We start from the raw sequence: 22,130 nt of genomic DNA on the forward strand, positions 1-22,130 counted from the left end.
GCGCCTGGTCGGCGCACGGCCGCCGCTTCCCGTACGGCTCCCGAGTCCGTACCGGGGCGACCGGCCCCGACCCGTTCGCGGCGGCACCCCGCCGGGCCCGCTCGCGTGTCCGCGCCCGCCCCGGCGCCGTCAGCCGACCGTGCCGTCAGCCGACCGTGCGGGCCGTCGCGAGCAGCCGGGCGGTGTCGTCGGCGCACAGGGCGAGCGCGGTGCCCACGGTGCCCAGGACCTCGACCTCGGCCGGCGTGTACGGGCCGTCGGCGAGCGCGATGCGGGCGCCGTCGAGCAGGATCGACTCGCGGCCGGCGGCGGCGAGGTGCGGGGAGAGCGGTTCGAGGGCCTCGTGGAGCTCGATGGCGAGGGCCGCTCCCCCGCCGGTGGCGTCCGGCAGGTAGCGGCCCGTGTCGGCGGCGAGTCCCTCGACCATGTCGACGAGTTGCAGCGCCGTACAGTCCGCGTATCCGGCGGCCCGTACCGCCGTGACGGCGGAGTCGAGGGCGGCGCGGGAGGAGGTGCCCCCGGCCGCGAGGACGGCGAGCGCGACGGTGTGCACCGCGTCCCGGAGCAGCCCGGAGAACCGGCTGGTGGTCGGGTGGGCCAGCACCTCCGTGCCGAAGTGCGTGTGGCAGGCGGCGCATTCGACGACCGGCCCGGCCTGGCCGCGGGGCAGCAGCGGCACGCCGAGGACGGCGAACCGCCGACGGCCCGTACGGCGGCGGTAGTTGCGGTCGCCGCCGCACTGCTCGCAGAAGAACTCGCCGTCGCCGACCGTGTTCCAGGAGGTGCGGATTCCGCAGAGAACCCTGTTCCGGTCCCGTGTTTTCCGCGCTGACCGCACGTCGCACCTCCCTCGCCGTGCCGGCGACCCTGCCGGCGTTGGCGTGATGTTAGCCACATCGGCGAAGCCGCGTCAGTACCTCGTCGGCAGAAGAACGGGGAGTTGGCCGAGACCCGCCGGACCCCGCCCGGCCCGTACGGGCTCTTACAAGATCGAGTGACAAGCCGTACGGGTGTGCCCATAAGCACCGCACGCAGCCCCGACGTGCGAAGCCCGTCTGTCGTACGCGGACGGCGTACAACGGACGGGCTTCGTGGGGCGGACGCGTCAGCGCGCGGAGCGGTTGACCGCCGAGACGACCGCCTTCAGCGAGGCGCGGGTGGTGTTGGCGTCGATGCCGATGCCCCACAGCACACGGCCGTCGATGGCGCACTCGATGTACGAGGCGGCCTGCGCGGACGCGCCCTCGCTCATCGTGTGCTCCTGGTAGTCCAGCAGCCGGGCGTCGACGCCGACGGCCTGCAGCGCGGCGAAGAACGCGGAGATCGGACCGTTGCCGGAGCCGGTCAGGGTGGTCGCGGCACCGTCGACGACCGCCTCGACGGTCAGGGTGTCGGTGCCGTCCGTGTCGGAGGTCGACTGGCCCGAGCGCAGCTGGATCCGGCCCCAGGCGTTGTCCGGGTTGGGCAGGTACTCGTCCTGGAACACCGACCAGATCTCGCCCGGCGTGACCTCGCCGCCCTCGGCGTCGGTCTTGGCCTGGATGATCCGGGAGAACTCGATCTGCATCCGGCGCGGCAGGTCCAGCTTGTGGTCGTTCTTCAGGACGTACGCGATACCGCCCTTGCCGGACTGCGAGTTGACGCGGATGACGGCCTCGTAGGAGCGCCCGACGTCCTTGGGGTCGATCGGCAGGTACGGGACCGCCCACTCGATGTCGTCGACGGTCTTGCCGGCGGCGGCCGCGTCCTTCTCCATCGCGTCGAAGCCCTTCTTGATGGCGTCCTGGTGGGAGCCGGAGAAGGCCGTGTAGACGAGGTCGCCCGCGTACGGGTGGCGGGGGTGGACCTCCATCTGGTTGCAGTACTCGCTGGTCCGGCGGATCTCGTCGATCTGCGAGAAGTCGATCTGCGGGTCGACGCCCTGGGAGAACAGGTTCATGCCCAGCGTGACCAGGTCGACGTTGCCCGTGCGCTCGCCCTGCCCGAACAGACAGCCCTCGATCCGGTCCGCGCCCGCCATCAGGGCCAGCTCGGCCGCCGCGACGGCCGTACCGCGGTCGTTGTGCGGGTGGACGGACAGACAGACGTACTCACGGCGGGTCAGGTGGCGGGACATCCACTCGAAGCGGTCCGCGTGCGTGGACGGGGTCGAACGCTCCACGGTGGCCGGCAGGTTGAGGATGATCTCGCGGCCCGGGCCGGGCTGCCACACGTCGCAGACCGCCTCGCAGACGTCCAGGGCGAAGTCCAGCTCGGTGTCGGTGAAGATCTCCGGGCTGTACTGGTAGCCGAAGGCCGTCTCCGGGCCCAGCAGCTTCTCCGCGTACTCCATCACCAGACGCGTGCCGTCGACGGCGATCTGCTTGATGTCGTCCTTCGAGCCGCGGAAGACGACCCGGCGGAAGGTGGGCGCGGTGGCGTTGTACAGGTGCACGGTCGCGCGCTTCGCGCCGACCAGGGACTCGACGGTCCGCTCGATCAGGTCCTCGCGGGCCTGGGTCAGGACGGAGATCGTGACGTCGTCCGGGATCGCGCCCTCTTCGATGATGGAGCGGACGAAGGCGAAGTCGGTCTCGCCGGAGGACGGGAAGCCGACCTCGATCTCCTTGTAGCCCAGGCGTACCAGCAGGTCGAACATCTCGCGCTTGCGGGCCGGGCTCATCGGGTCGATCAGCGCCTGGTTGCCGTCGCGCAGGTCGGTGGACAGCCAGCGCGGGGCCTGGGTGACGCGGCGGCCGGGCCAGGTGCGGTCCGGGATGTCGACGGCCTCGTACTGCCCGTACTTGTGCACGGGCATGCCGGAGGGGATCTGGGTGTGCGTCGCGTTGGTGATCGGCGTCGGGCGGCCGGCGAAGGCGGACTGGCTCATTGCGTGGGGCTCCTCGGATCCAGCGGGGTTCCCCTCCGTCCCGCTCGCGAGGGCGGAACACGGGGGAGGCCGACTGTCGAACGCAACACCGAAACCCGCGGGGAGGGGGTCGGCCTACGACTACAGGCCCTCGCCGCGGCAGCTAAGGAGAAGCAGCCCGAAACGCATGATGCGCGTCACTGTAGCCGAGGCGGTCATGGACCCGGACGACCGTTCCAGTATGCGGACGGCGGCCGCCGTCAAGGGGAAAAGGTGACCCATCACTCCATTTCGCCAATCGTCGTCGCAGGTCGTGACAGAAGCACCACGCGGTGCCACATTGCTGACATGACTCACCACCTGACGCCCCGGCCGGCTCCGCGCCCGCGCGTCTTCTGCGCGATCGTCCCGCCGCACATCCTGACGCGGCTGTCCGAGTCCTCGAATCCGGCCCACGCCGAGGCCGCCCGGCGCACCCTCGCGGCCGACGCCGCGCACCGCTCCGCCCGGATCGCCGTCGCCACCCGCACCGCCACCGCCGACTCGCACGCCGGCGCCGCCGCCGACGCCGCCGCCGACACCTCCGCGGACAGCCCGCAGCGGACCATCTACGACGCCCAGCACCGCACCGTCCTACCCGGCAAGAAGGTGCGCGGCGAGGGCGACGCGGCGAGCAAGGACGCCTCCGTCAACCGCGCGTACGCGGGCCTCGGCGCCACCTACGACCTCTACCACAAGGTCTTCGGCCGCCGTTCCATCGACGGCGCGGGCATGCCGCTCCCGGCGAGCGTCCACTACGACCGCAAGTACGACAACGCCTTCTGGGACGGCGAGCGGATGGTCTTCGGCGACGGGGACGGCGACCTCTTCCTCGACTTCACCATCCCGGTCGACGTCATCGGCCACGAGCTGTCCCACGGCTTCACCCAGCACACCGCCAACCTCGCCTACTACGGCCAGTCCGGTGCGCTCAACGAGTCCGTCTCCGACGTCTTCGGCTCCCTGGTCAAGCAGTACGCGCTCGGCCAGACCGCGGCCGACGCGGACTGGCTCATCGGCGAGGGGCTGCTCGGACCCGCCGTGGACAAGGGGGTGGCGCTGCGCTCCATGAAGGCCCCGGGCACGGCGTACGACGACGACGTCCTCGGCAAGGACCCGCAGCCCGCGACCATGGACCACTACGTCCGTACCGGCTCCGACAACGGCGGCGTGCACGTCAACTCGGGCATCCCCAACCACGCCTTCTACCTGCTCGCCACCGAGCTGGGCGGCTCGGCCTGGGAGCGGGCCGGGCGGATCTGGTACGACGTGATGACGGGCGGGACGCTCAGCGAGGACGCCACGTTCGCCGAGTTCGCGCGGGCCACGGTCGCGTCGGCGCGCTCGCTCTTCGGGGACGGCGGCGCCGAGAACGAAGCCGTCCTCAAGGCCTGGTCCACCGTCGGGGTGCCGACCGGCTGAGGGAGCGGCGGGCACGGCGGCGGGCTGTCGCGGCCGGGCCCGCGAGCCCCGCGATCCTGGTAGACAGGGCCCATGCGGATTCGAGTGCGGCGCACAGGCGGTTTCGCGGGCATCGAGCGGTCGGCGGAGGTGGACACCGCCGGCCGCGCGGACGCGGCCGAACTCCACGACCTGGCCGAGACCGTCGTCGGCCAGGGGGACGCCACCGAACGCGGGGTGCCGGACGGCTTCTCGTACGAGATCACGGTCGACGGCAAGCACACCGTGCGCTGCCGTGACCCGCACCTCACGGACGCGCAACGCGCCCTGGTGAGCACGATCCTCGCCGAGGGCGCGTAAGCGAACGGGGTCCGGGACCGGGTCTCGGTCCCGGTCGGTCCGGGTCCGGGTCCGGGTCGGTCCGGACCCGCGTGCTCAGAAGCCGAGCTTGCGCAGCTGCTTCGGGTCCCGCTGCCAGTCCTTGGCGACCTTCACGTGCAGGTCGAGGAAGACCGGCGTGCCGAGCAGCGCCTCGATGTGCTTGCGCGACTTCATGCCGACCTCCTTCAGGCGCTTGCCCTTGGGGCCGATGATGATGCCCTTCTGGCTGGGGCGCTCGATGTAGACGTTGGCGTGGATGTCGAGCAGCGGCCGGTCCGCCGGGCGGTTCTCGCGCGGAATCATCTCTTCCACGACGACGGCGATGGAGTGCGGCAGCTCGTCGCGTACGCCTTCCAGCGCGGCCTCGCGGATCAGCTCGGCCACCATCACCATCTCGGGCTCGTCGGTGAGGTCGCCCTCCGGGTACAGCGGCGGGGACTCCGGGAGGAGCGGGACCAGCAGGTCCGCGATGAGCTGGACCTGCTTGTCGCCGACGGCCGAGACGGGCACGATCTGGGCCCACTCGATGCCCAGCTCCCGGCCGAGCTGGTCGACGGCGATCAGCTGCTCGGCGAGGGTCTTGGAGTCGACCAGGTCGGTCTTGGTGATGATCGCGACCTTGGGGGTCTTCCGGATCTCGGCCAGTTCCTTGGCGATGAACCGGTCGCCCGGGCCGAGCTTCTGGTCGGCGGGCAGGCAGAAGCCGATCACGTCGACCTCGGCCCAGGTGGTGCGCACGACGTCGTTCAGGCGCTCGCCGAGCAGGGTGCGCGGCTTGTGCAGGCCAGGGGTGTCCACGAGGATCAGCTGGGCGTCCGGCCGGTGCACGATGCCCCGGACGGTGTGCCGGGTCGTCTGTGGCCGGTTCGAGGTGATCGCCACCTTCTGGCCGACGAGCGCGTTCGTCAAGGTGGACTTGCCCGCATTCGGGCGCCCGACGAAGCAGGCGAAGCCCGCCCGGTGGGGGGCGGTGTTCTCATCGGTCTCGGCAGTGCGCACGCTCATGGACGCCATTGTCCCCGATGAGCGGCCCGGTCACGTACTCAGTCCGGGTTCGGGTTCCGAAGACGGGGTCCGCGCCGCCGGTGAAGCGGGGCTCGGGGCCGGGATCGGGGCCGGAAACGAGTCCTCGGCCGGGGCCGGATTCGAGGGGTCGTTCCGGCGGCGGGCGCGGCGCCGGAGGCCGAGGGCGGTCAGGCCGGCCGCGAGGGCGGCGGCGAGCACGGCGAGCGGCAGCCACGGCAGGGCGACGAACGACACACCCGCCGACTCGCGGACACCCTTGGCGGAGGCCGTCACGGTCACCTCGCCCCGGTCGAACTGCGGCGACCCCTCCCACCGGGCGGTGAGCCGGATCCTCTGCCGGGGCAGCAGCTCGGCCGGCAGCCGGTCCAGGTCGCGGGAGAGCAGGGTGCGGCCGAAGAGCCCCTGGGCCTTGAGCGCGACCCGGGGGCTGAGGGTGACGTTGCCGCGGTTGTGCAGGGTGTACGAGACGACGGCGGTGCTCGTCCCCGTACCCGGGACCAGCGGCCGGTCCTGGTCGAGCGTGACGTCCTCGACGGCGAGGGCGGGCACGGTCGGGCCGCCGACCCGCAGATAGACCCGGGCGCCGACGGCCCGCTGCACCCCGAGCGCCACGTTCCCCTGGTCACCGGTGCCGGAAGCGGCCCGCGCGACCCGTTCGTCGAGCGCGACGACGGCGCCCGGATGGTCGCCGGGGTCGGCGTCGGCGGGGACGGTGAGGGTGTACGGGACGGTGACCGCCGACCGCGGCGGCACGGTGACCCGGTCCCGGGCCGGCTTGATCCAGGCCCCGGTCCCGGTCTGCTTCTCCCGGCGGGTGCGGACGGCGAAACCGCCGTCGCGCGCGGTGTTGTAGGCGTCGGCCCCGTAGAGAAGGAAGGTCAGCGGGCCCGCGGTCTTGTTGGCGACGGTGACCTTGTCGGTGAGGGTGGTCCCGGGGTCGGCGGTCAGATAGAAGTACGGGCGGCTGCCGAGCCGCGAGGCCGCCGGGTAGACGGCCCACTCGGCGTTCTCGGCGGCGGAGGCCCGCGGCGCGGCCGGGCCGATGACGGCGATGGGCAGGACGAGCGCGAGGACGTTCAGGAGGACGGCGTTCAGGAGGAGGACGTACGGCTTGCGACGCACGGTGCGGAACCCCCGGGGTCGGGAGCGGGCCGACCGGGTGCGCGCCCGGCCCGCTCGGCGGTCGATCGGACAGATCAGACAGATCAGACAGAAGGGAGCGGTCAGGACAGCGTGAGGGTGAGGACACCCGCGTAACTGCCCGGAGCGGTGAACGCCGGGACGTCGAGGCTGAGCCCGGCGTCGACGGTGAACTCGCCGCCGGTGAGCGCGCCGTTCGGCGTCGAGGCGAGGGTGGCCCCGTCGCCGCCGACCGGCCCCGCGCTGCCGGGCACACAGGTGCTGGGGCTGCCCTCCTTGGTCGCGCAGGCCGGGGTCCAGCCGAACCGGTCCGCGCCCACGGACGCGCCGCCGGGCCCGGTGAACGCGGTCACCTTCCCCGTCAGGGACCAGCCCGCGGGCCCGCCCCGGAAGTCCTTCACCGTCACCGTGCGCAGCGCGCCGGTCGCCGCGCCGCCCTGACCGAAGTCGACGGCGGACAGCTCGACGGTGTCGCCGGCCTGGGTCATGGACAGCTCGCCCGACTTGACCGTGGCCGTGACCTTCTGGCTGTTCGGCGGGGCCGGGGTGTCGTCGACGACCGTGTACGCGACGGGGCCCGCGCCCTTGTCGGCGTCCCAGGCCGTCCCCTCGTACGCGACGATCCCGCTGGTCGCCTTGTCGTTGACCTTCAGCCGTGCGGTGAAACCGCCCTGGTCGTCGGTGGTGACCGTCATCCGGTCGGCCGTCTCGGCCGCGCCGGCCCGGCCGGCGACGGTGACCTCGGCGAGCGGCGTGAACCCGCTGCCGGAGACCGTCACCCGCGCCCCGGGCGCGCCGGACGCGCTCCCGAGTTCGAGCGCGCGGTCGTTGGCACCGGGCTGGGCGGTCGCCGTGACGGTCTCGGAGACCGGCGCGGGCGGACTGCTGACGGTGCAGGGCGTGTCCAGCTCCATGATGTAGCTGGTGTGGATGTTGTAGTCGCCGGGCGAGAGCGTGATCGCGCCGGGCGCGGTCACGGTGAAGGTGCCCTTCATGGAGAAGGACGGGAACGCGCCCTTGCCGGGGACGGGCGGGTTCTTCTTCTCCCCGGTGACGGTGACCGCGCCGGACTGGGCGCCGCCGAGGGCGACCTTGCCGGTCGGCGTCATGATGTCGGCCGGGAGCGCGAGGTCCACCGGGTTGGAGGCGGCGGGCTTGGTCACCGTGTAGGTGACGGTGACCGTGTCGCCGACCTTGGGCGTGGTGGTGTCGACGGCGATCCGCGCGCTCGTGGTGCCGTCGATGGGCGGGATGCCGGCGATCGGCGGCGGTACGCAGTGGGTGGCGAAGTCCACGGCCTGCGAGGCCGTGCCGACCGCGCCGGCCGGAACGGCGAGCGCCCCGCCCGCGGCGGCCGCGAGCGCGGTGACGCCGAGGACGGCGGTCCAGCGACGCCGTCTTCGAGCCGCCGCGCGACGTGTGTCGAGTGCCATATGGGCCCCTCCTGAGGGATGAGTGGGCGCCATTGACGGGCCCGGGACAAGAGAAGTCAAGGGACACGGGGCGGAGCATTTGACGAACCGTCAGATTCATGCGGACGAACGGCCGGCGCCGCCGACGGCGGCACCGGCCGGGATGCGGATGACTGGATCGACGGGTCAGCGAGTCAGCGGACCGACGGCTCGGCCGGCCCGCACCCGCGCCCGTGGGCGACTCAGCTGAAGACGAAGGGACCGGGCGACTGCGAGGTGGTCGCGTCACAGGTCACCGTGACGCCGAAGATCACCATCTTGAGCGCGGTGCCCGCGAAGTAGGAGTTCAGGCTGTCACCGGGGGCGACCGTCCCGGTGAGGGGCCCCATGGTCACGGACTGGTTCGCGGCGAGGGCGGGGTTCTTCGTGCCGCTGAAGACCCGGGTGCCGCCGCCGGCCTTGGCCAGGGTCAGGGTGGAGTTGATCGTGTCGGCGCCGACGGCGACCGGCGTCTTCACGGCGGACGTGATGGTGATGGTGGCGCTGGTGCCGGACTGCGTGGCGGCGAGGTTGGCGGTCCCCGTCCCCCATATCCCGCAGTCGTACGTGGCCGTGGCCGTCCCGGGCGAGACGGCGGCGGCACCCGGCGCGAACGTAAGCCCGGCGGCGAGCACCCCGGACAGCACGGCGACGATCCCGAGGGAACTCCGGCTTCTGATTCTCATGGCGAGGTCGTACCCCTTCCGATGACGAACGCAGGGGTGCGGACGCTGCGTGAAGTGCGTCAAGCGCGTTGCTGACGGTCCGTCATGTGGACCGCTGCCATTGACCCGCATTCTTCACAAGAGCACAAGTGCCGTGCATCGGCTCTCGGGGGGCTTCAGCCCGCCGAGAGCCCCTGTACGGGCTTGGGGTCGACCACAGGCGGCGGGGACGGCTGGGGCGGGGCGGGGGCGGAGAGGTCGGTACGGGCCTGAGCGCGGCCCGCACGGAAAGGCACCAGCCGGTACGGGGCCCGCAGGGGATGGGCACCGGCTCGGGCGTACCCCCGCGTCTCGCACACGGACGGGCGCGGTCACCCCCTCAGCCCGCGGTAACCGCCACGCGCAGGCGGCCGTCGAGGCCCGCGAGGAGGACCGGGGTGTCGGCGCCGCCGAGGTCGCGGACCGCCGCGCGGTCGTCGTCGGATGCCGTCTCGGCGGCGGAGACGACCGCCGCGGCCTCCAGGGACCGGGCGCCGCTGGCCACCGCCATGGCGACCGCCGTCCGGAGCGCGCTGAGCTTCAGCGACTCCAGGTCGACGGTGCCCGCGACGTAGGTGCGGCCGGTCTCGTCGCGTACCGCCGCACCCTCCGGCACCCCATTGCGGGCGCGGGCGCTGCGCGCCAGCGTGATGATCTTGAGGTCTTCGGCACCGAGGTCGTCGTGCTCGCGGTTGAGAGTCATGATCCGAGGATAGGCCGCCCGGCGGCCCGGACACGGGGCACCTCGGCGCCCCGGCCACGGGGTCCGTCACCGGGGCCGTCACAGGGCCCGGCGGCGGGTCCGTCACCGGCCCCGGAAACCGCGAGCGCCGATGCGTGCCCAGCCCGTACGATCATCCGCGGGATGGGGCTCGTAGCGCAGTGGTCGTCGCGCCTTCACCGCATGTGGGAAGACGCCGGTTCGAATCCGGCCGGCCCCGTCCCCCGACGTCACCACCGGCCCGGCATCCACCCGAAGCAGGCCGGATGCCGGGCCGGACGCCGGATCAGCCCTGCGCGGCCTTCACGAACTTGTCCGTCGCCGTCTTCGTCAGCGCCTCGAAGTCCTTCTTGCCCGCCGCCGTGTCCGCGAGGTACATGAGGCGGAAGAGGCCCGTGCCCTGACGGGCGACGACCACGTTCGGCTCGACCTTCATGCCGGGCGCGACCTCCAGCGCGAACGCGAAGGCGACGGCCTCCTCGGCGCCCGCCGGAGCGGTGAGCTTCTTCGCCCCGGCCTTCATCTTCTCGCCGCCCGCGTCGACGGTGAAGTCCGCGCACGCGTCCACCGCGGCGGCGAGCTTCTTCGTGAAGTCGGCCGCACCGGTGCCGGAGAAGTTCACGACCTCCTGGCTGAGCTCGGACTCGTTCTTGCCGAGGGCGAAGTCGACGCTCGCGCCCTTCGTGGCACCCGCGATCTTGTCGTCCATCACGGCGGCGATCGGCTCGCACTCCGCCTTGTCCGTCTTGTAGACGGTCGGGTCCGCTTCCGGCTTCGTGGCCTTCCAGCCGGACGGCAGGTCCTTCAGCTCCAGGGCGGCGGCCTTCATCTGGGCGTCCGTCAGCGGCTTGGCCGGCGCGGCGGCCGCGGGAGTGGCCGAGGCGGAGGCCGCCGGCTTGTCGGCGCCGTCCTTCTTGGCGTCGTCCTTCGTGTCGTCGCCACCGCACGCGGCGGCGGACAGGGCGAGGGAGGAGACGACGAGGGCGGCGGAAAGACCGCGGGAGAAACGCGTACGCATGAGTATGTGAGACCTCGGAGAGAGAAAACGATGAGAGAGCACGTCAGTTTGTGGGCGATACGGTGGCGTGCGCGAGGAGGATATCCCCGCCCACTGACGCTCCGGCTCCCGGATTCCCCGTGTAATGCCAGGTCAGAAGCCCTCAGCCCGCGACCGGGTACATCGCCCCGCGCCGTCCCTCCGGCGACACCAGCCACTCCAGCTTCGCCGCCGTGTCGGCCTCCGGCAGCGGGGTGTGCAGCACGATGACCAGGTCCGGGCGGGCCGGGACGCGCAGCTGGGTCGACTCGACGGCGAGCGGGCCCGCCAGCGGGTGGTCCAGTTCCTTGCGGTTCTGGCCGCCCGGCAGGATGTCCCGCCGCTCCCACAGTTCGGCGAACACCGGGCTCGCCGCCGTCGCCTCCTCGACCACCGCCCGGAAACCCTCGTCGCCCTGGTTGTCCGAGCAGGCCGCCCGGAACTGGGCCACGACCCGCGGCGCCAGCACCTCCCAGCTGCTCAGCCGCGACTGGTACAGCGGGTCCGTGAAGAAGGAGACGAGACAGTTCCGCGGCGCCTCCGGGCGCAGGCCGAAGACGATGGCCGCCGCCTCGTTGTAGAGGACCGAGTTCCAGTACACGTCCATGATGACCGCGGGGAACGGCATCCACGTGTCGATCAGCCGGCGCAGCCCGGCGCACATGTCCCAGTCCCCCGGGGCGGTCTCCGGCGCGGGCGGGTTGAGCCCCGCGAGGACGTACAGATGGCGCCGTTCCGCCGGGCTGAGCCGCAGCACCCGCGCCACCGCGTCGATCACCTGCGGCGAGACGCTGATGTCGCGCCCCTGCTCCAGCCACTGGTACCAGGAAGCCCCCACCCCGGCAAGGACGGCGACCTCCTCACGGCGCAGACCGGGCGTACGGCGCCGGGCACCGCCGTCCGGCAGGCCCGCCTCGGCCGGGCTGACCCGGGCACGGCGGCTCATCAGGAACTCGCGGAGCTCCGCCAGCCGACGCGCCTTGCCGTCCGTGCTCTCCAGCACCGTGGCCACGTGTGTTCCTCCCCTGGGCCCGAGGCCGCTCCGGCTGTCCGGCTGGTCCGGTGTCTGGATGTCTGGATGTCTGGATGTCTGGATGTCTGGTGGTACGGCCACCAGGATAAGTACCCGCTCCCCACGGTTGTTCCCGTACGCCGAGGGTGGACGCATGCCCACCGACACCCTGGCCTCCCCCTCCGCCGTACAGAGAACCGCGTCCCCCACCCCCGCCCCGTCCTCCGACGCGCTCACCGGCCGCGCGCGGCTCATCCTTCTCGTCCTTTGCGCCGCCCAGTTCATGGTGGCGCTGGACTTCTCCGTCCTGAACGTCGCCCTGCCCGTGCTCGGCGCGGACCTCGGTCTCAGCCCCGCCGCCCTGCAGTGGGCGGTCACCGCCTTCGCCCTGCCGTCCGGCGGCTTCCTGCTGCTCTCCGGCCGGATCGGCGACCTGTACGGGCGGCGGAAGCTGTTCCTCGCGGGCCTCGCGCTCTTCGGCGCGGCCTCGCTGCTCGCCACCCTCGCCTGGAACCCGGCCGTCTTCCTCACCGGCCGCGCCCTCCAGGGCATCGGCGCGGCGGCCATCGTGCCCACCGGCATGTCGCTGCTGACCACGACCTTCCCCGAGGGCCCGCAGCGCGCCCGCGCGCTCGGTATCTCCGGCACCCTGCTGTCGCTCGGCTTCACCATCGGCATGGTGCTCGGCGGCATCCTCACCGACACCCTCGGCTGGCGTTCCACGATGGGCCTGCTCGCCCTGTTCAGCGCGCTCGTGCTGCCGCTCGCGCCGCGGCTGCTGCCCGAGTCCCGCACCCCCGAGCGGCCCCGGCTCGACGTGCCCGGCGCGGTGACCGTCACCGGCGGTCTGCTGGCGCTGATCTACGCCCTGTCGACGGCCGCCGAGCGCGGCTTCGGCGACGCGGACGTCCTGGTCACCCTGGTCCTGGGGGTCGTGCTCCTGGTGGTGTTCGGGATCGTCGAGTCCCGGCATCCGGCCCCGCTGGTGTCGCTGCCGATGCTGCGCCGCCGTACGGTCGCCTTCGGCAACCTGGGCGGGCTCGTCACCTTCTCGATGATGTCGGTCGTCGTCTTCTCGCTGACGCTCTATCTCCAGGAGACGCTGGGCCTGTCCAGCTTCCGCACCGGCCTGGTCTTCGGCGTCCAGGGCATCCTGTCGGTGCTCGCCGGGTCCCTCGCCTCGCGGGTCATCGCACGCCTCGGCGCCCGCCGCACCCTGGTCCTCGGCCTGGCCGGCCAGGGGCTGCTCACCGCCGCGCTGCTCGGCATCGGCACCGGCTCGGGCGCGGTCCTCGCGACGGTGGCCGTGTCGCTGGCCTCGATGTGCCACCTGGCCGTGATCATCTCGTACGGCGTGACCGTGACGTCCGGCGTCCCGCACGAGGAGCAGGGCCTGGCCACCGGTCTGGTGACCACCACGCAGCAGGTCGGCATGACCATCGGCATCCCGCTGCTCGGGGTGCTCGCCACCACCGGAGACACGTTGTACGGGGGTGTGCGGACGGTCCTCGCCATCGCCGCGGTGATCGTGCTCGCGGCGGCCGCCCTGGTCGCGGCAGGCTTGCCCCGTACGGCCACCGCTGAGTGAGCCCGCACCGCCGCCGCTCGGTGAGCCCGCGCCGTACCGCCGCCGAGTGAGCCCGCGACGGCGGAACGAGCGCTACGGGCGGTCGAGCCGGAGCCGTACCGCCTTCGGCAGACCCGCGACGACCAGGTCGTACGAGTCCTCGACGAGCTCCCGGACCATGCGGTCCGGGAGCTCTCCCACGGTCACCGTGTTCCAGTGCCGCTTGTTCATGTGATAGCCGGGAACGATCGCCGGGTACTCCTCGCGGAGCCGTACGGCGTCGTCCGGATCGCATTTGAGGTTGATCCGCAGCGGCTCGGCGTCCAGCGACGCGAGGGCGAACATCTTCCCGGCGACCTTGAAGACCGAGGCCTCCGGGCCGAACGGGAACTCCTCGGTCGCGTCGTTGAAGTCCAGGCAGAAGGCCCGCAGCCGCTCCGGTGTCATCGCTCCGCTTTCTCCTCGCCGGTGCCGTCCGCACCGTCCCGGCCATCGCGGCCATCGCGGCCATCAGGGCGGTCCGCACTGCCCGGGAATCCCGCGCCGTCCGGGCCGATCGGTTCGGCGAGCACGGTGACGATCTTGTTGCGGCGGCCGGCCGGGGCCTCGGCGGTCAGCCGCAGCGTCCGCCGGTCCGGGAGTTCCACGACGGCGTTCGCCCCGGCGATCGGCACCCGGCCGAGCGCCTTGGCGAGCAGGCCGCCGACGGTCTCCACATCCTCGTCGTCGTACTCGTCCGGGCCGAAACCGTACAGCTCGCCGAGGTCACCGATGTCGAGACGCGCGGTGACCCGGTAGCGGTCGTGGCCCAGCTCCTCGACGGGCGGCAGCTCCCGGTCGTACTCGTCGGTGATCTCGCCGACGATCTCCTCCAGGATGTCCTCGATGGTGACGATGCCGGCCGTGCCGCCGTACTCGTCGATGACGACGGCGACGTGCGTACGGTCCTGCTGCATCTCGCGCAGCAGGTCGCCGGCGTTCTTCGTGTCGGGCACGAAGGCCGCCGGCCGCATCGCCGTGGACACCAGGTCGGCCTCGGCCTCGCGGCTGATGTGCGTCTTGCGGACCAGGTCCTTCAGATACACGACGCCGACGATGTCGTCCTCGTTCTCGCCGGTCACCGGGATCCGGGAGAAGCCGGAGCGCAGCGCGAGGGTGAGGGCCTGGCGGACGGTCTTGTGGCGCTCGATGCAGACGAGGTCGGTGCGCGGCACCATCACCTCGCGGACGAGGGTGTCGCCGAGTTCGAAGACGGAGTGCACCATGCGGCGCTCCTCGTCCTCGATGAGCGACTCCTGCTCGGCGAGGTCGACCATGGCCCGCAGTTCGGCCTCGGAGGCGAACGGGCCCTTGCGGAAGCCCTTGCCGGGGGTGACCGCGTTGCCGATGAGGATCAGCAGCTGCGGGATCGGGCCCATCACGCGGGCCAGCGGCACCAGGACGTACGCGGCGGCGGTCGCCGTGTTCAGCGGGTGCTGGCGGCCGATGGTGCGCGGCGAGACGCCGACGGCGACGTACGACACGAGCACCATCACGGCGATGGCGACGAGCAGCGCCTCCCAGGTCTCCGGGAGGGCTGTCAGACAGGCGTAGGTGACGAGGACCCCGGCCGCCGTCTCGCAGGCGACGCGGACGAGCAGCGCCACGTTGAGATAGCGGGTGGGGTCGGCGGCGACCTGGGTGAGTTTCTCGGCGCCGCGCCGCCCCGACCGTACGGCCTCGGCGGCGCGGAAGCTGGAGACGCGGGCTATGCCGGCCTCGGCGCAGGCCGCGAGCCAGGCGACCACGACCAGGGCGACCGCGCCGAGGATCAGTTGTGCGTTCATGACGGAGGACCGGTCCGGTCCGGCGTCAGGAGACGGTCGGCGCCGGGGACGGGCCGGTCAGGCCCTTCTCCGCGCGCCAGCCGTCCACGATGGCGGCCTGGAGGCCGAACATCTCGGCCTTCTCGTCCGGCTCCTCGTGGTCGTAGCCGAGCAGGTGGAGCACTCCGTGGACGGTGAGCAGCTGGAGCTCCTCGTCCATGGAGTGCCCGGTCGGGGCGTCCTCGCCCTGCTTCTTGGCGACCTCGGGGCAGAGCACGATGTCGCCGAGCAGGCCCTGCGGGGGCTCGGCGGCCTCGTCGTCCTTCGACGGCGGGCGCAGCTCGTCCATCGGGAAGGACATGACATCCGTCGGGCCCGGCAGGTCCATCCACTGGATGTGGAGCTGTTCCATGGCCTCGGCGTCCACCACGATCACCGAGAGTTCGGAGAGCGGGTGGATGCGCATGCGCGCGAGCGCGTAGCGGGCGATGTCGAGGATCGCCTGCTCGTCGACCTCGGTGCCGGACTCGTTGTTGACGTCGATCGACATGTGCTGCTGTGTCTACTTCCCGTTGCGGCGTTCGCGACGGCCGCCGTCGTGGTCGCGGTGGTCGCGACCGCTGTCGTTGCGGCTGTCGTACTTCTCGTACGCGTCGACGATACGGCCGACGAGCTTGTGCCGTACGACATCCTGCGACGTGAGCGTGGAGAAGTGCACGTCCGGCACCCCGTCCAGGATGTCCCGGACCTGGCGCAGACCGCTCTTCGTGCCGCCCGGGAGGTCGACCTGGGTGATGTCGCCGGTGATGACGATCTTCGAATCGAAGCCGAGGCGGGTGAGGAACATCTTCATCTGCTCGGGGTTCGTGTTCTGCGCCTCGTCCAGAATGATGAACGCGTCATTAAGGGTGCGGCCCCTCATGTAGGCCAGGGGCGCGACCTCGATGGTCCCGCTCGCCATCAGCTTGGGGATGGAGTCGGGGTCGAGCATGTCGTGCAGCGCGTCGTACAGCGGGCGCAGGTACGGGTCGATCTTCTCGTACAGGGTGCCGGGCAGGAAGCCGAGCCGCTCGCCGGCCTCGACGGCCGGGCGGGTCAGGATGATGCGGGTGACCTGCTTGGACTGGAGGGCCTGCACGGCCTTGGCCATGGCCAGGTAGGTCTTGCCGGTGCCGGCGGGGCCGATGCCGAAGACGATGGTGTGCTTGTCGATGGCGTCGACGTAGCGCTTCTGGTTGAGGGTCTTGGGGCGGATGGTGCGGCCGCGGCTGGACAGGATGTTCTGGGTGAGGACCTCGGAGGGCGTCTCGTCCGCCGTCTCCCCGTCCTCCTTGCGCAGCATCGCGATCGAGCGTTCCACGGCGTCCTCCGTCATCGGCTGACCGGTGCGGAGCACCAGCATCATCTCGTCGAACAGGCGCTGGACCACCGCGACCTCCGTCGCGTCGCCGACCGCGCTGATCTCGTTTCCCCGTACGTGGATGTCCGTGGCCGGGAACGCCTTCTCGATCACGCGCAGCAGTGCGTCACCGGATCCGAGCATCATCACCATGGGGTGCTTCGCGGGGACGGTGAACTGGGCGCGCGCCTGCCCCGGCGCGAGGGTCTGGGCTGTGGGTGTGCGATTCATGGGCCGGCACTGTGGCCTGCGCAAACCTCCCGAAACAGGGCTCTCGCCGTTCGAGACCCCTCGGCTCCAAGCGTACGACTGCTCGGTTGCGAGCCTGAAGTCTTTTACGGGGTACCCGTGATGGGCCGGGAGGGGGCGGGGCACAGGGCCGCCGTGGCGAGCCCCACGAGGCGAGGGTGGCCCTACGAGGCGCGGGCGGGGCGGAAGCCGATGGTGGGGACCGCCCGGCGCAGGGCCCAGGGGCGGGCCGGGACCGGGAGCAGCCGCTCCAGGAAGGCGTACCGGGCGCGCAGGGCGGCCGGGTCCTGGCCGTCGCACCGCTGCGCCTGCTGCCACCAGGCGGCGATCTCGCCCCAGGTGGGCGCGGACAGCGAGCCGCCGAACTCCTGTACGGACAGGGCGGCGGTGAGTCCGGCGAAGGCGAGCCGGTCGGCGAGCGGCCAGCCGGCCAGGGTGCCGGTGACGAAGCCGGCCACGAAGACGTCGCCGGCGCCGGTCGGGTCGAGGGCGGCGACCTGGATGGCGGGTACCTCGGCGATCTCGCCGGTGGCGCCGTCGACCGCGTAGGCGCCTTCGGAGCCGAGGGTGACGACGGCGTAGCGGACCTTGTCGGCCAGGGCGCGGGCGGCGGCGCGGGGGCAGTCGGTGCGGGTGTAGCGCATGGCCTCGGCGGCGTTCGGGAGGAAGGCCTCGCAGTGCTCCAGGTCGGGGAGGGCGGCGAGGTCCCAGCGGCCGGTGTCGTCCCAGCCGACGTCGGCGAAGACCCGGGCCCCGGAGCGTGCGGCGCGGGCCACCCAGTCCTCCGGCTGACCGGGGACGAGGGAGGCGACGGCGGCGCGGGAGTGCGGCGGGCAGGCGAGCGGGGCGCCGACGGGCGGGTCGATGCCGAGCCCCCCGTCGGCGCCGGGGTCCACGTCGGCGCCGGGGTCCACGTCGGCGCCGGGGTCCACGTCGGCGGGCGGGGCGGCGTGACCGTGGGAGATCATGGTCCGCTCGCCCTCGTAGGCCATGGAGACGGTGACCGGGGAGTGCCAGCCGGCGATGGTGCGGGAGAGCGAGAGGTCGATGCCCTCGCCCTGTTCGAGGGCGTCCCAGCAGTACTCGCCGTAGTGGTCGTCGCCGAACGCGGCGGCGAGCGAGGTGCGCAGGCCGAGCCGGGCGAGCGCGGTGGCCATGTTGGCGACGCCGCCGGGGCTGGAGCCCATGCCGCGGGCCCAGGACTCGGTGCCGCGGACGGGCGCGCTGTCGAGGCCGGTGAAAATGATGTCGAGGAAGACCGTGCCGGTGAGGAAGACGTCGCACGCCGGGTCGGTGGGCGCGCGCAGCCGGCCCAGCGGGTCGACGACGTCGTTGTCGCGTTCGGTCACGGCAGGCTCCCCGGTCGTAATGCGGCGGCGGACCGGCACCATTGGCACGGTTTGTGCTGATGGTGCTGATCCGGACAGTGTGCCCGAAGGGGCAGAGGGGAGGCAGGGCGAACTTGCCGAAATCGTGTTCCCCTACCCAGCCATTCGAGTCCCAAAACGGGCCATGACGCGTATCGCGGCCTGAATCGGGGGATATCACCTTCTCCGCCCACTCGGATGCTCGATACACATGGTCTCGCGACCCGTGAATCCGCCGGGCGCCATCTCATTTCCCTGTTCAGTTCCTGGAACGCCCATGTCGTCGCGCCGCCCGCGTGCCCTGGGGGCGCTCGTCGCTCTCGTCGCCCTGTTCACGGCCGGTTACCTCGCCTCGTACCTGCTGCCGACCGTCGTCGGCCGACTGTCGGCGAGCCTCGGTCTGCGCCCCGCCCAAGCCGGAATGGTCGGCTCGATCCTGCTGCTCGGCTCGGCGTCGGCCGGCTTCACGCTCGCCGCCCGGGTGGAGCGGGTCGGCCCGCGCCGGGTGGCGCGGCTGGGGCTCGCGGCGATGGTCGTGGGATACGGGACGGCGTCCGCGACGGAGCTGTTGCCGCTGGTCGTGGCGGGTGCGGTGGTCGGGGGCTTCGGTTCCGGCACGGCGACGGCGGTCGCGGCCTCGGGCATCGCGGGCCGGCCGGACCCACAGCGGGGATCCACGCTGGGCCTGCTGTCGGTGTCGGTGACGGCGGGCGCGCTGTATCTGACGCTGCCCCGCCTCGGCGGCGGCCACGCGCTGCCGTTCCTGGCGATCGCGGGCGTCGCGGTGCTGGTGGCCCCGGCGACGCGGTGGCTGCCGGGGCCGCGCCGGGGCGCCCTGGACGCGGCCCCGCAGGGGGTGAGCGCCGGGCCGGACGCGCGTCCGCTGCCGGCCCGGCCGGCCGGTCTGGCGCTGGCGGGCTCGATCGTCTTCTGGTCGATGGCGCAGAACGCGCTGTGGGGCGTGAGCGGCCGGATCGGCGTCACCCGCGCGGGTCTGTCCGAGGTGGCCCTCGGACTGGTGTTCGCGGTGGCACTCGGGGCCGGGCTCGCCGGAGTCCTCGCCGCGGGGGCCCTCGGTTCACGCCTCGGACGGGCGGTGCCGATCGGCGGCGGCACGGCGCTGATCGCGGCCTGCGTGCTGCTGAGTTCGGCCGCGGCGGGACCGGTGTCCTTCGCGGCCGGCGAGATCCTGTGGAACGCGGTGTACCCGGTCGTCCTCTCGTACCTCCTCGGCCTCGCCGCCTCCCTCGACGCGCGCGGCCGGTGGGCGGTCCTGGTCGGCTCGGCCTCCTCGCTCGGCGTGGCCTGCGGGCCGGCCACCGGCAGCCTGCTGTCGGAGGCGGCGGGCTACCCGGGCATGGGCCTCACGCTGTGCGTCGTGCTGCTCGCGGCCGGACTGCCGATGACGGCGGTCGCCCGGCACGTCTCCGGCCGCCCACTGGTGCCCGGCTCCATCCGCCGCCGCGGCGGCGCCCCGGCGGCCTTCCTGGCCGCGACGACCTCCGCGCCGCCGTCCCTGCTCCCCCAGATCGGCGCCCCGGAACAGCCGGTCACCCCGATCCGCGTCCCCTCCCGGGGCCGCCGCCTGGCCCAGTCGGCCTTCCGCCTGGCCCGGCCGAACTCGCGGAGCTGAGGAGAGCGGGAGGGGGCATAGGCGGTACGTACTACGCCCTACGCGAGGTGGAAGTCGTACGCCTCGACCTCCGCCAGGTACCGCTCCCGGCGGGGCTCGTCGTCGTCCAGGAAGGACGCCAGGAAGGAGTTGCGGGCCAGGGTCCGCAGCTGGTCCGGCGTGAGGGAGAGCGTGTCGCGCACCGCGTCGAAGTTGTCCCCGACGTAGCCGCCGAAGTACGACGGGTCGTCGGAGTTGACGGTCGCCATCAGGCCCGCCGCCAGCATCTCGCGCAGCGGGTGGTCCTTGAGGGTGTCGATCGTCCGCAGCCGTACGTTCGACAGCGGGCACAGCGTCAGCGGCACCCGCTCCCGCACCAGCCGCTCGACCAGCTCCGGGTCCTCCACGCAGCGCAGCCCGTGGTCGATGCGCTCCACACCGAGGACGTCGAGGGCCTCACGGATGTACTCCGCCGGGCCCTCCTCGCCCGCGTGCGCGACCCGCCGCAGACCGAGCCGGGCGGCCTCCTCGTACACCTCGCGGAACTTCGCCGGCGGGTGCCCGACCTCGGCCGAGTCGAGCCCGACCCCGGTGATCCGGTCCAGGTACGGCCCGGCGGCCCGCAGCGTGTCGAGCGCCGACTCGGCCGACTCGTCGCGCAGGAAGCACATGATGAGCCGGGTGGAGATGCCGTACCGCTCCTCGGCGCGGTCCAGCGCCGCGCCCAGACCCTCGACGACGGTGCCGATCGGCACACCGCGCACGGTGTGCGCCTGCGGGTCGAAGAAGATCTCGGCGTGCCGTACGCCCTGCGCGGCGGCCCGCGCCAGGTAGGCGTCGGCCAGCTCGGTGAAGTCGTCGGCGGTGCGCAGCACGGCCATCAGGGCGTAGTAGAGGTCCAGGAAGGACTGGAGGTCGTCGAAGCGGTACGCCTCGCGCAGGGCCTCGGTGTCGGCGTACGGCAGGGTGACGCCGTTGCGCGCGGCGAGCGCGAAGGCCAGCTCGGGTTCGAGGGTGCCTTCGATGTGGAGGTGCAGTTCAGCCTTGGGGAAAGCCATGGGGTGTCGTTCTATCTCTTCGGTACGGGGACCCTCATCAGGTCCTGGGCAATGCTCAGCTCCCCCGTGAACCCGGCCGCCCTCGCCTGCCGCTCGAACTCCGCCGGATCGGCGTACCGCTGCGAGAAGTGGGTGAGCACGAGGTGCCGCACGCCCGCGTCCCGGGCGACCGCGGCGGCCTGGCCGGCCGTCAGATGGCCGTGGTCGGTGGCGAGCCGGACGTCCTCGTCGAGGAAGGTCGACTCGATGACGAGCAGATCGGCGCCGTCGGCGAGCGCGTGCACGCCGTCGCACAGCCGGGTGTCCATGACGAACGCGACCCGCTGCCCGCGCCGGACCTCGCTGACCTCCTCCAGCGTGACGCCGTCCAGGACGCCCTCGCGCTGGAGCCGGCCCACGTCGGGGCCCGCGATGCCGTGCGCGGCGAGCCGCTCGGGCAGGATGCGGCGCCCGTCCGGTTCGACGAGGCGGTAGCCGTACGACTCCACGGGGTGGGAGAGCAGGGCGGCTTCGAGCGTGTACGAGTCGGTGACCGCGAGCGGCCCGTCGGCCGCGACGGGGGCCTCGGTCAGCGAGACGGTCTCGTGGTACGCCGTGGCGTACCGCAGCCGCTCGAAGTACCGCTGTCCGCTCGCCGGGTAGTGCGCGGTGACGGGGTGCGGGACCCGGTCGAGGTTGATCCGCTGGATCACCCCGGCCAGGCCCAGCGAGTGGTCGCCGTGGAAGTGCGTGACGCAGATCCGGTTCAGGTCGTGCGCCGCGACCCCGGCCCGCAGCATCTGGCGCTGCGTCCCCTCGCCGGGGTCGAAGAGGATGCCCTGCCCGTCCCAGCGCAGCAGATAGCCGTTGTGGTTGCGGTGCCGGGTCGGGACCTGGCTGGCCGTCCCGAGGACGACCAGTTCACGTGCGGACAAGGAGACGCTCCGGACCTATCCGGGCGGCCAGTTGAGGCCGCGGCCGCCCAGCACGTGGGCGTGCGCGTGGAAGACGGTCTGGCCCGCGCCGGAGCCGGTGTTGAGGACGATGCGGTAGCCGCTCTCGTCCACCTTCTCCTGCTCGGCGACCTGACCGGCCTCGCGCAGCACGTCGGCGGCGATGTCCGGCGCGCCGGCCGCCAGCGAGGCGGCGTCGGGGTAGTGCGCGCGCGGGATCACGAGCACGTGGGTGGGCGCCTGCGGGTTGATGTCGCGGAACGCGACGGTCGTCTCCGTCTCGCGCACGATGGTCGCCGGGACCTCCCCCGCCACGATCTTGCAGAACAGGCAGTCGCTCTGCGGCTCTCCGGCCATGGCCCGGGCCTCCTCGTCTCGGTCG

Annotated in this window: 21 protein-coding genes and 1 tRNA gene; 5 read left to right on the plus strand and 17 right to left on the minus strand. The window is 72.5% G+C overall.

The features are described from left to right. Positions 1 to 145: 145 nt before the first annotated feature. Both ABZ693_RS31760 and leuA read right to left on the minus strand, forming a co-directional pair. Positions 146 to 838, minus strand: a complete 693-nt coding sequence (locus ABZ693_RS31760) for a TerB family tellurite resistance protein (RefSeq protein ID WP_359884575.1) — start codon at positions 836 to 838, stop codon at positions 146 to 148. Between the two features lie 267 nt (positions 839 to 1,105). Beyond that, complete coding sequence (gene leuA, locus ABZ693_RS31765; protein ID WP_359884578.1) at positions 1,106 to 2,869, minus strand: 2-isopropylmalate synthase; 1,764 nt, start codon at positions 2,867 to 2,869, stop codon at positions 1,106 to 1,108. Between the two features lie 327 nt (positions 2,870 to 3,196). Here leuA and ABZ693_RS31770 point away from each other — a divergent pair, with 327 nt between their 5' ends. Both ABZ693_RS31770 and ABZ693_RS31775 read left to right on the plus strand, forming a co-directional pair. Continuing rightward, positions 3,197 to 4,309, plus strand: coding sequence for a M4 family metallopeptidase (locus ABZ693_RS31770; protein ID WP_359884580.1), 1,113 nt, complete (start codon positions 3,197 to 3,199; stop codon positions 4,307 to 4,309). A 72-nt stretch (positions 4,310 to 4,381) separates the two neighbouring features. Next, positions 4,382 to 4,648, plus strand: coding sequence for a protealysin inhibitor emfourin (locus tag ABZ693_RS31775; RefSeq protein WP_359884582.1), 267 nt, complete (start codon positions 4,382 to 4,384; stop codon positions 4,646 to 4,648). A 75-nt stretch (positions 4,649 to 4,723) separates the two neighbouring features. On the opposite strand, the gene era is transcribed toward ABZ693_RS31775, so the two are convergent. From era to ABZ693_RS31800, 5 genes are all read right to left on the minus strand, one after another. Continuing rightward, a complete protein-coding gene (gene era, locus ABZ693_RS31780; RefSeq protein ID WP_359884585.1) occupies positions 4,724 to 5,683 on the minus strand; it encodes a GTPase Era in 960 nt (319 codons plus the stop codon). Positions 5,684 to 5,704: 21 nt separating this feature from the next. Continuing rightward, complete coding sequence (locus ABZ693_RS31785) at positions 5,705 to 6,817, minus strand: WxL protein peptidoglycan domain-containing protein (protein ID WP_359884588.1); 1,113 nt, start codon at positions 6,815 to 6,817, stop codon at positions 5,705 to 5,707. A 101-nt stretch (positions 6,818 to 6,918) separates the two neighbouring features. Further along, positions 6,919 to 8,268, minus strand: coding sequence for a beta-xylosidase (locus ABZ693_RS31790; protein ID WP_359884591.1), 1,350 nt, complete (start codon positions 8,266 to 8,268; stop codon positions 6,919 to 6,921). A gap of 221 nt (positions 8,269 to 8,489) precedes the next feature. Then, positions 8,490 to 8,972: a hypothetical protein gene (locus ABZ693_RS31795; RefSeq protein ID WP_359884593.1), complete on the minus strand. Its 483-nt coding sequence runs from the start codon at positions 8,970 to 8,972 to the stop codon at positions 8,490 to 8,492. Between the two features lie 358 nt (positions 8,973 to 9,330). Continuing rightward, complete coding sequence (locus ABZ693_RS31800; protein ID WP_359884596.1) at positions 9,331 to 9,693, minus strand: cytidine deaminase-like protein; 363 nt, start codon at positions 9,691 to 9,693, stop codon at positions 9,331 to 9,333. 164 nt (positions 9,694 to 9,857) lie between these two features. Here ABZ693_RS31800 and ABZ693_RS31805 point away from each other — a divergent pair. Next, a tRNA-Ala gene (locus ABZ693_RS31805) sits at positions 9,858 to 9,931 on the plus strand. A gap of 66 nt (positions 9,932 to 9,997) precedes the next feature. Here ABZ693_RS31805 and ABZ693_RS31810 read toward each other — a convergent pair. Together ABZ693_RS31810 and ABZ693_RS31815 are read right to left on the minus strand one after the other, a co-directional pair. Beyond that, positions 9,998 to 10,729, minus strand: a complete 732-nt coding sequence (locus tag ABZ693_RS31810; RefSeq protein ID WP_359884598.1) for a hypothetical protein — start codon at positions 10,727 to 10,729, stop codon at positions 9,998 to 10,000. A gap of 142 nt (positions 10,730 to 10,871) precedes the next feature. Continuing rightward, positions 10,872 to 11,759 (minus strand): helix-turn-helix transcriptional regulator, encoded by an 888-nt coding sequence (locus tag ABZ693_RS31815; RefSeq protein ID WP_359884601.1) that lies wholly within the window; start codon positions 11,757 to 11,759, stop codon positions 10,872 to 10,874. Positions 11,760 to 11,913: 154 nt separating this feature from the next. On the opposite strand from ABZ693_RS31815, the gene ABZ693_RS31820 reads away from it, so the two are divergent. Beyond that, positions 11,914 to 13,347: an MFS transporter gene (locus ABZ693_RS31820; RefSeq protein ID WP_359884604.1), complete on the plus strand. Its 1,434-nt coding sequence runs from the start codon at positions 11,914 to 11,916 to the stop codon at positions 13,345 to 13,347. A gap of 72 nt (positions 13,348 to 13,419) precedes the next feature. Here ABZ693_RS31820 and ABZ693_RS31825 read toward each other — a convergent pair whose 3' ends face one another. The 5 genes from ABZ693_RS31825 to ABZ693_RS31845 all read right to left on the minus strand — a co-directional run bounded on the left by ABZ693_RS31825 (position 13,420) and on the right by ABZ693_RS31845 (position 18,170). Then, complete coding sequence (locus ABZ693_RS31825) at positions 13,420 to 13,773, minus strand: MmcQ/YjbR family DNA-binding protein (RefSeq protein ID WP_359884607.1); 354 nt, start codon at positions 13,771 to 13,773, stop codon at positions 13,420 to 13,422. After that, positions 13,770 to 15,152, minus strand: a complete 1,383-nt coding sequence (locus ABZ693_RS31830) for a hemolysin family protein (protein WP_359884610.1) — start codon at positions 15,150 to 15,152, stop codon at positions 13,770 to 13,772. The genes ABZ693_RS31825 and ABZ693_RS31830 overlap by 4 nt, the downstream gene beginning before the upstream one ends. Positions 15,153 to 15,177: 25 nt before the next feature. Continuing rightward, positions 15,178 to 15,681 (minus strand): rRNA maturation RNase YbeY, encoded by a 504-nt coding sequence (gene ybeY / locus ABZ693_RS31835; protein WP_359884612.1) that lies wholly within the window; start codon positions 15,679 to 15,681, stop codon positions 15,178 to 15,180. A 12-nt stretch (positions 15,682 to 15,693) separates the two neighbouring features. Next, positions 15,694 to 16,761 (minus strand): PhoH family protein, encoded by a 1,068-nt coding sequence (locus ABZ693_RS31840; RefSeq protein ID WP_359884614.1) that lies wholly within the window; start codon positions 16,759 to 16,761, stop codon positions 15,694 to 15,696. A 182-nt stretch (positions 16,762 to 16,943) separates the two neighbouring features. After that, positions 16,944 to 18,170, minus strand: coding sequence for a carbohydrate kinase family protein (locus ABZ693_RS31845; protein ID WP_435842605.1), 1,227 nt, complete (start codon positions 18,168 to 18,170; stop codon positions 16,944 to 16,946). 253 nt (positions 18,171 to 18,423) lie between these two features. On the opposite strand from ABZ693_RS31845, the gene ABZ693_RS31850 reads away from it, so the two are divergent. After that, positions 18,424 to 19,779, plus strand: a complete 1,356-nt coding sequence (locus ABZ693_RS31850; RefSeq protein ID WP_359884617.1) for an MFS transporter — start codon at positions 18,424 to 18,426, stop codon at positions 19,777 to 19,779. Between the two features lie 38 nt (positions 19,780 to 19,817). Here ABZ693_RS31850 and ABZ693_RS31855 read toward each other — a convergent pair whose 3' ends face one another. The 3 genes from ABZ693_RS31855 to ABZ693_RS31865 are packed head-to-tail and all read right to left on the minus strand — an operon-like array spanning position 19,818 to position 22,105. Continuing rightward, positions 19,818 to 20,816, minus strand: coding sequence for an adenosine deaminase (locus tag ABZ693_RS31855; RefSeq protein ID WP_359884620.1), 999 nt, complete (start codon positions 20,814 to 20,816; stop codon positions 19,818 to 19,820). A gap of 11 nt (positions 20,817 to 20,827) precedes the next feature. Continuing rightward, positions 20,828 to 21,730 carry a ribonuclease Z gene (locus ABZ693_RS31860; RefSeq protein WP_359884622.1) on the minus strand — a complete coding sequence of 301 codons (903 nt, stop codon included), beginning with the start codon at positions 21,728 to 21,730 and terminating at the stop codon, positions 20,828 to 20,830. A gap of 15 nt (positions 21,731 to 21,745) precedes the next feature. Next, entirely contained in the window at positions 21,746 to 22,105 is a 360-nt protein-coding gene (locus tag ABZ693_RS31865) for a histidine triad nucleotide-binding protein (protein ID WP_359884652.1), read from the minus strand. Positions 22,106 to 22,130 lie beyond the last annotated feature (25 nt).

The organism is Streptomyces laurentii (assembly GCF_040635425.1).
In the GTDB taxonomy this organism is placed as follows: domain Bacteria; phylum Actinomycetota; class Actinomycetes; order Streptomycetales; family Streptomycetaceae; genus Streptomyces; species Streptomyces laurentii.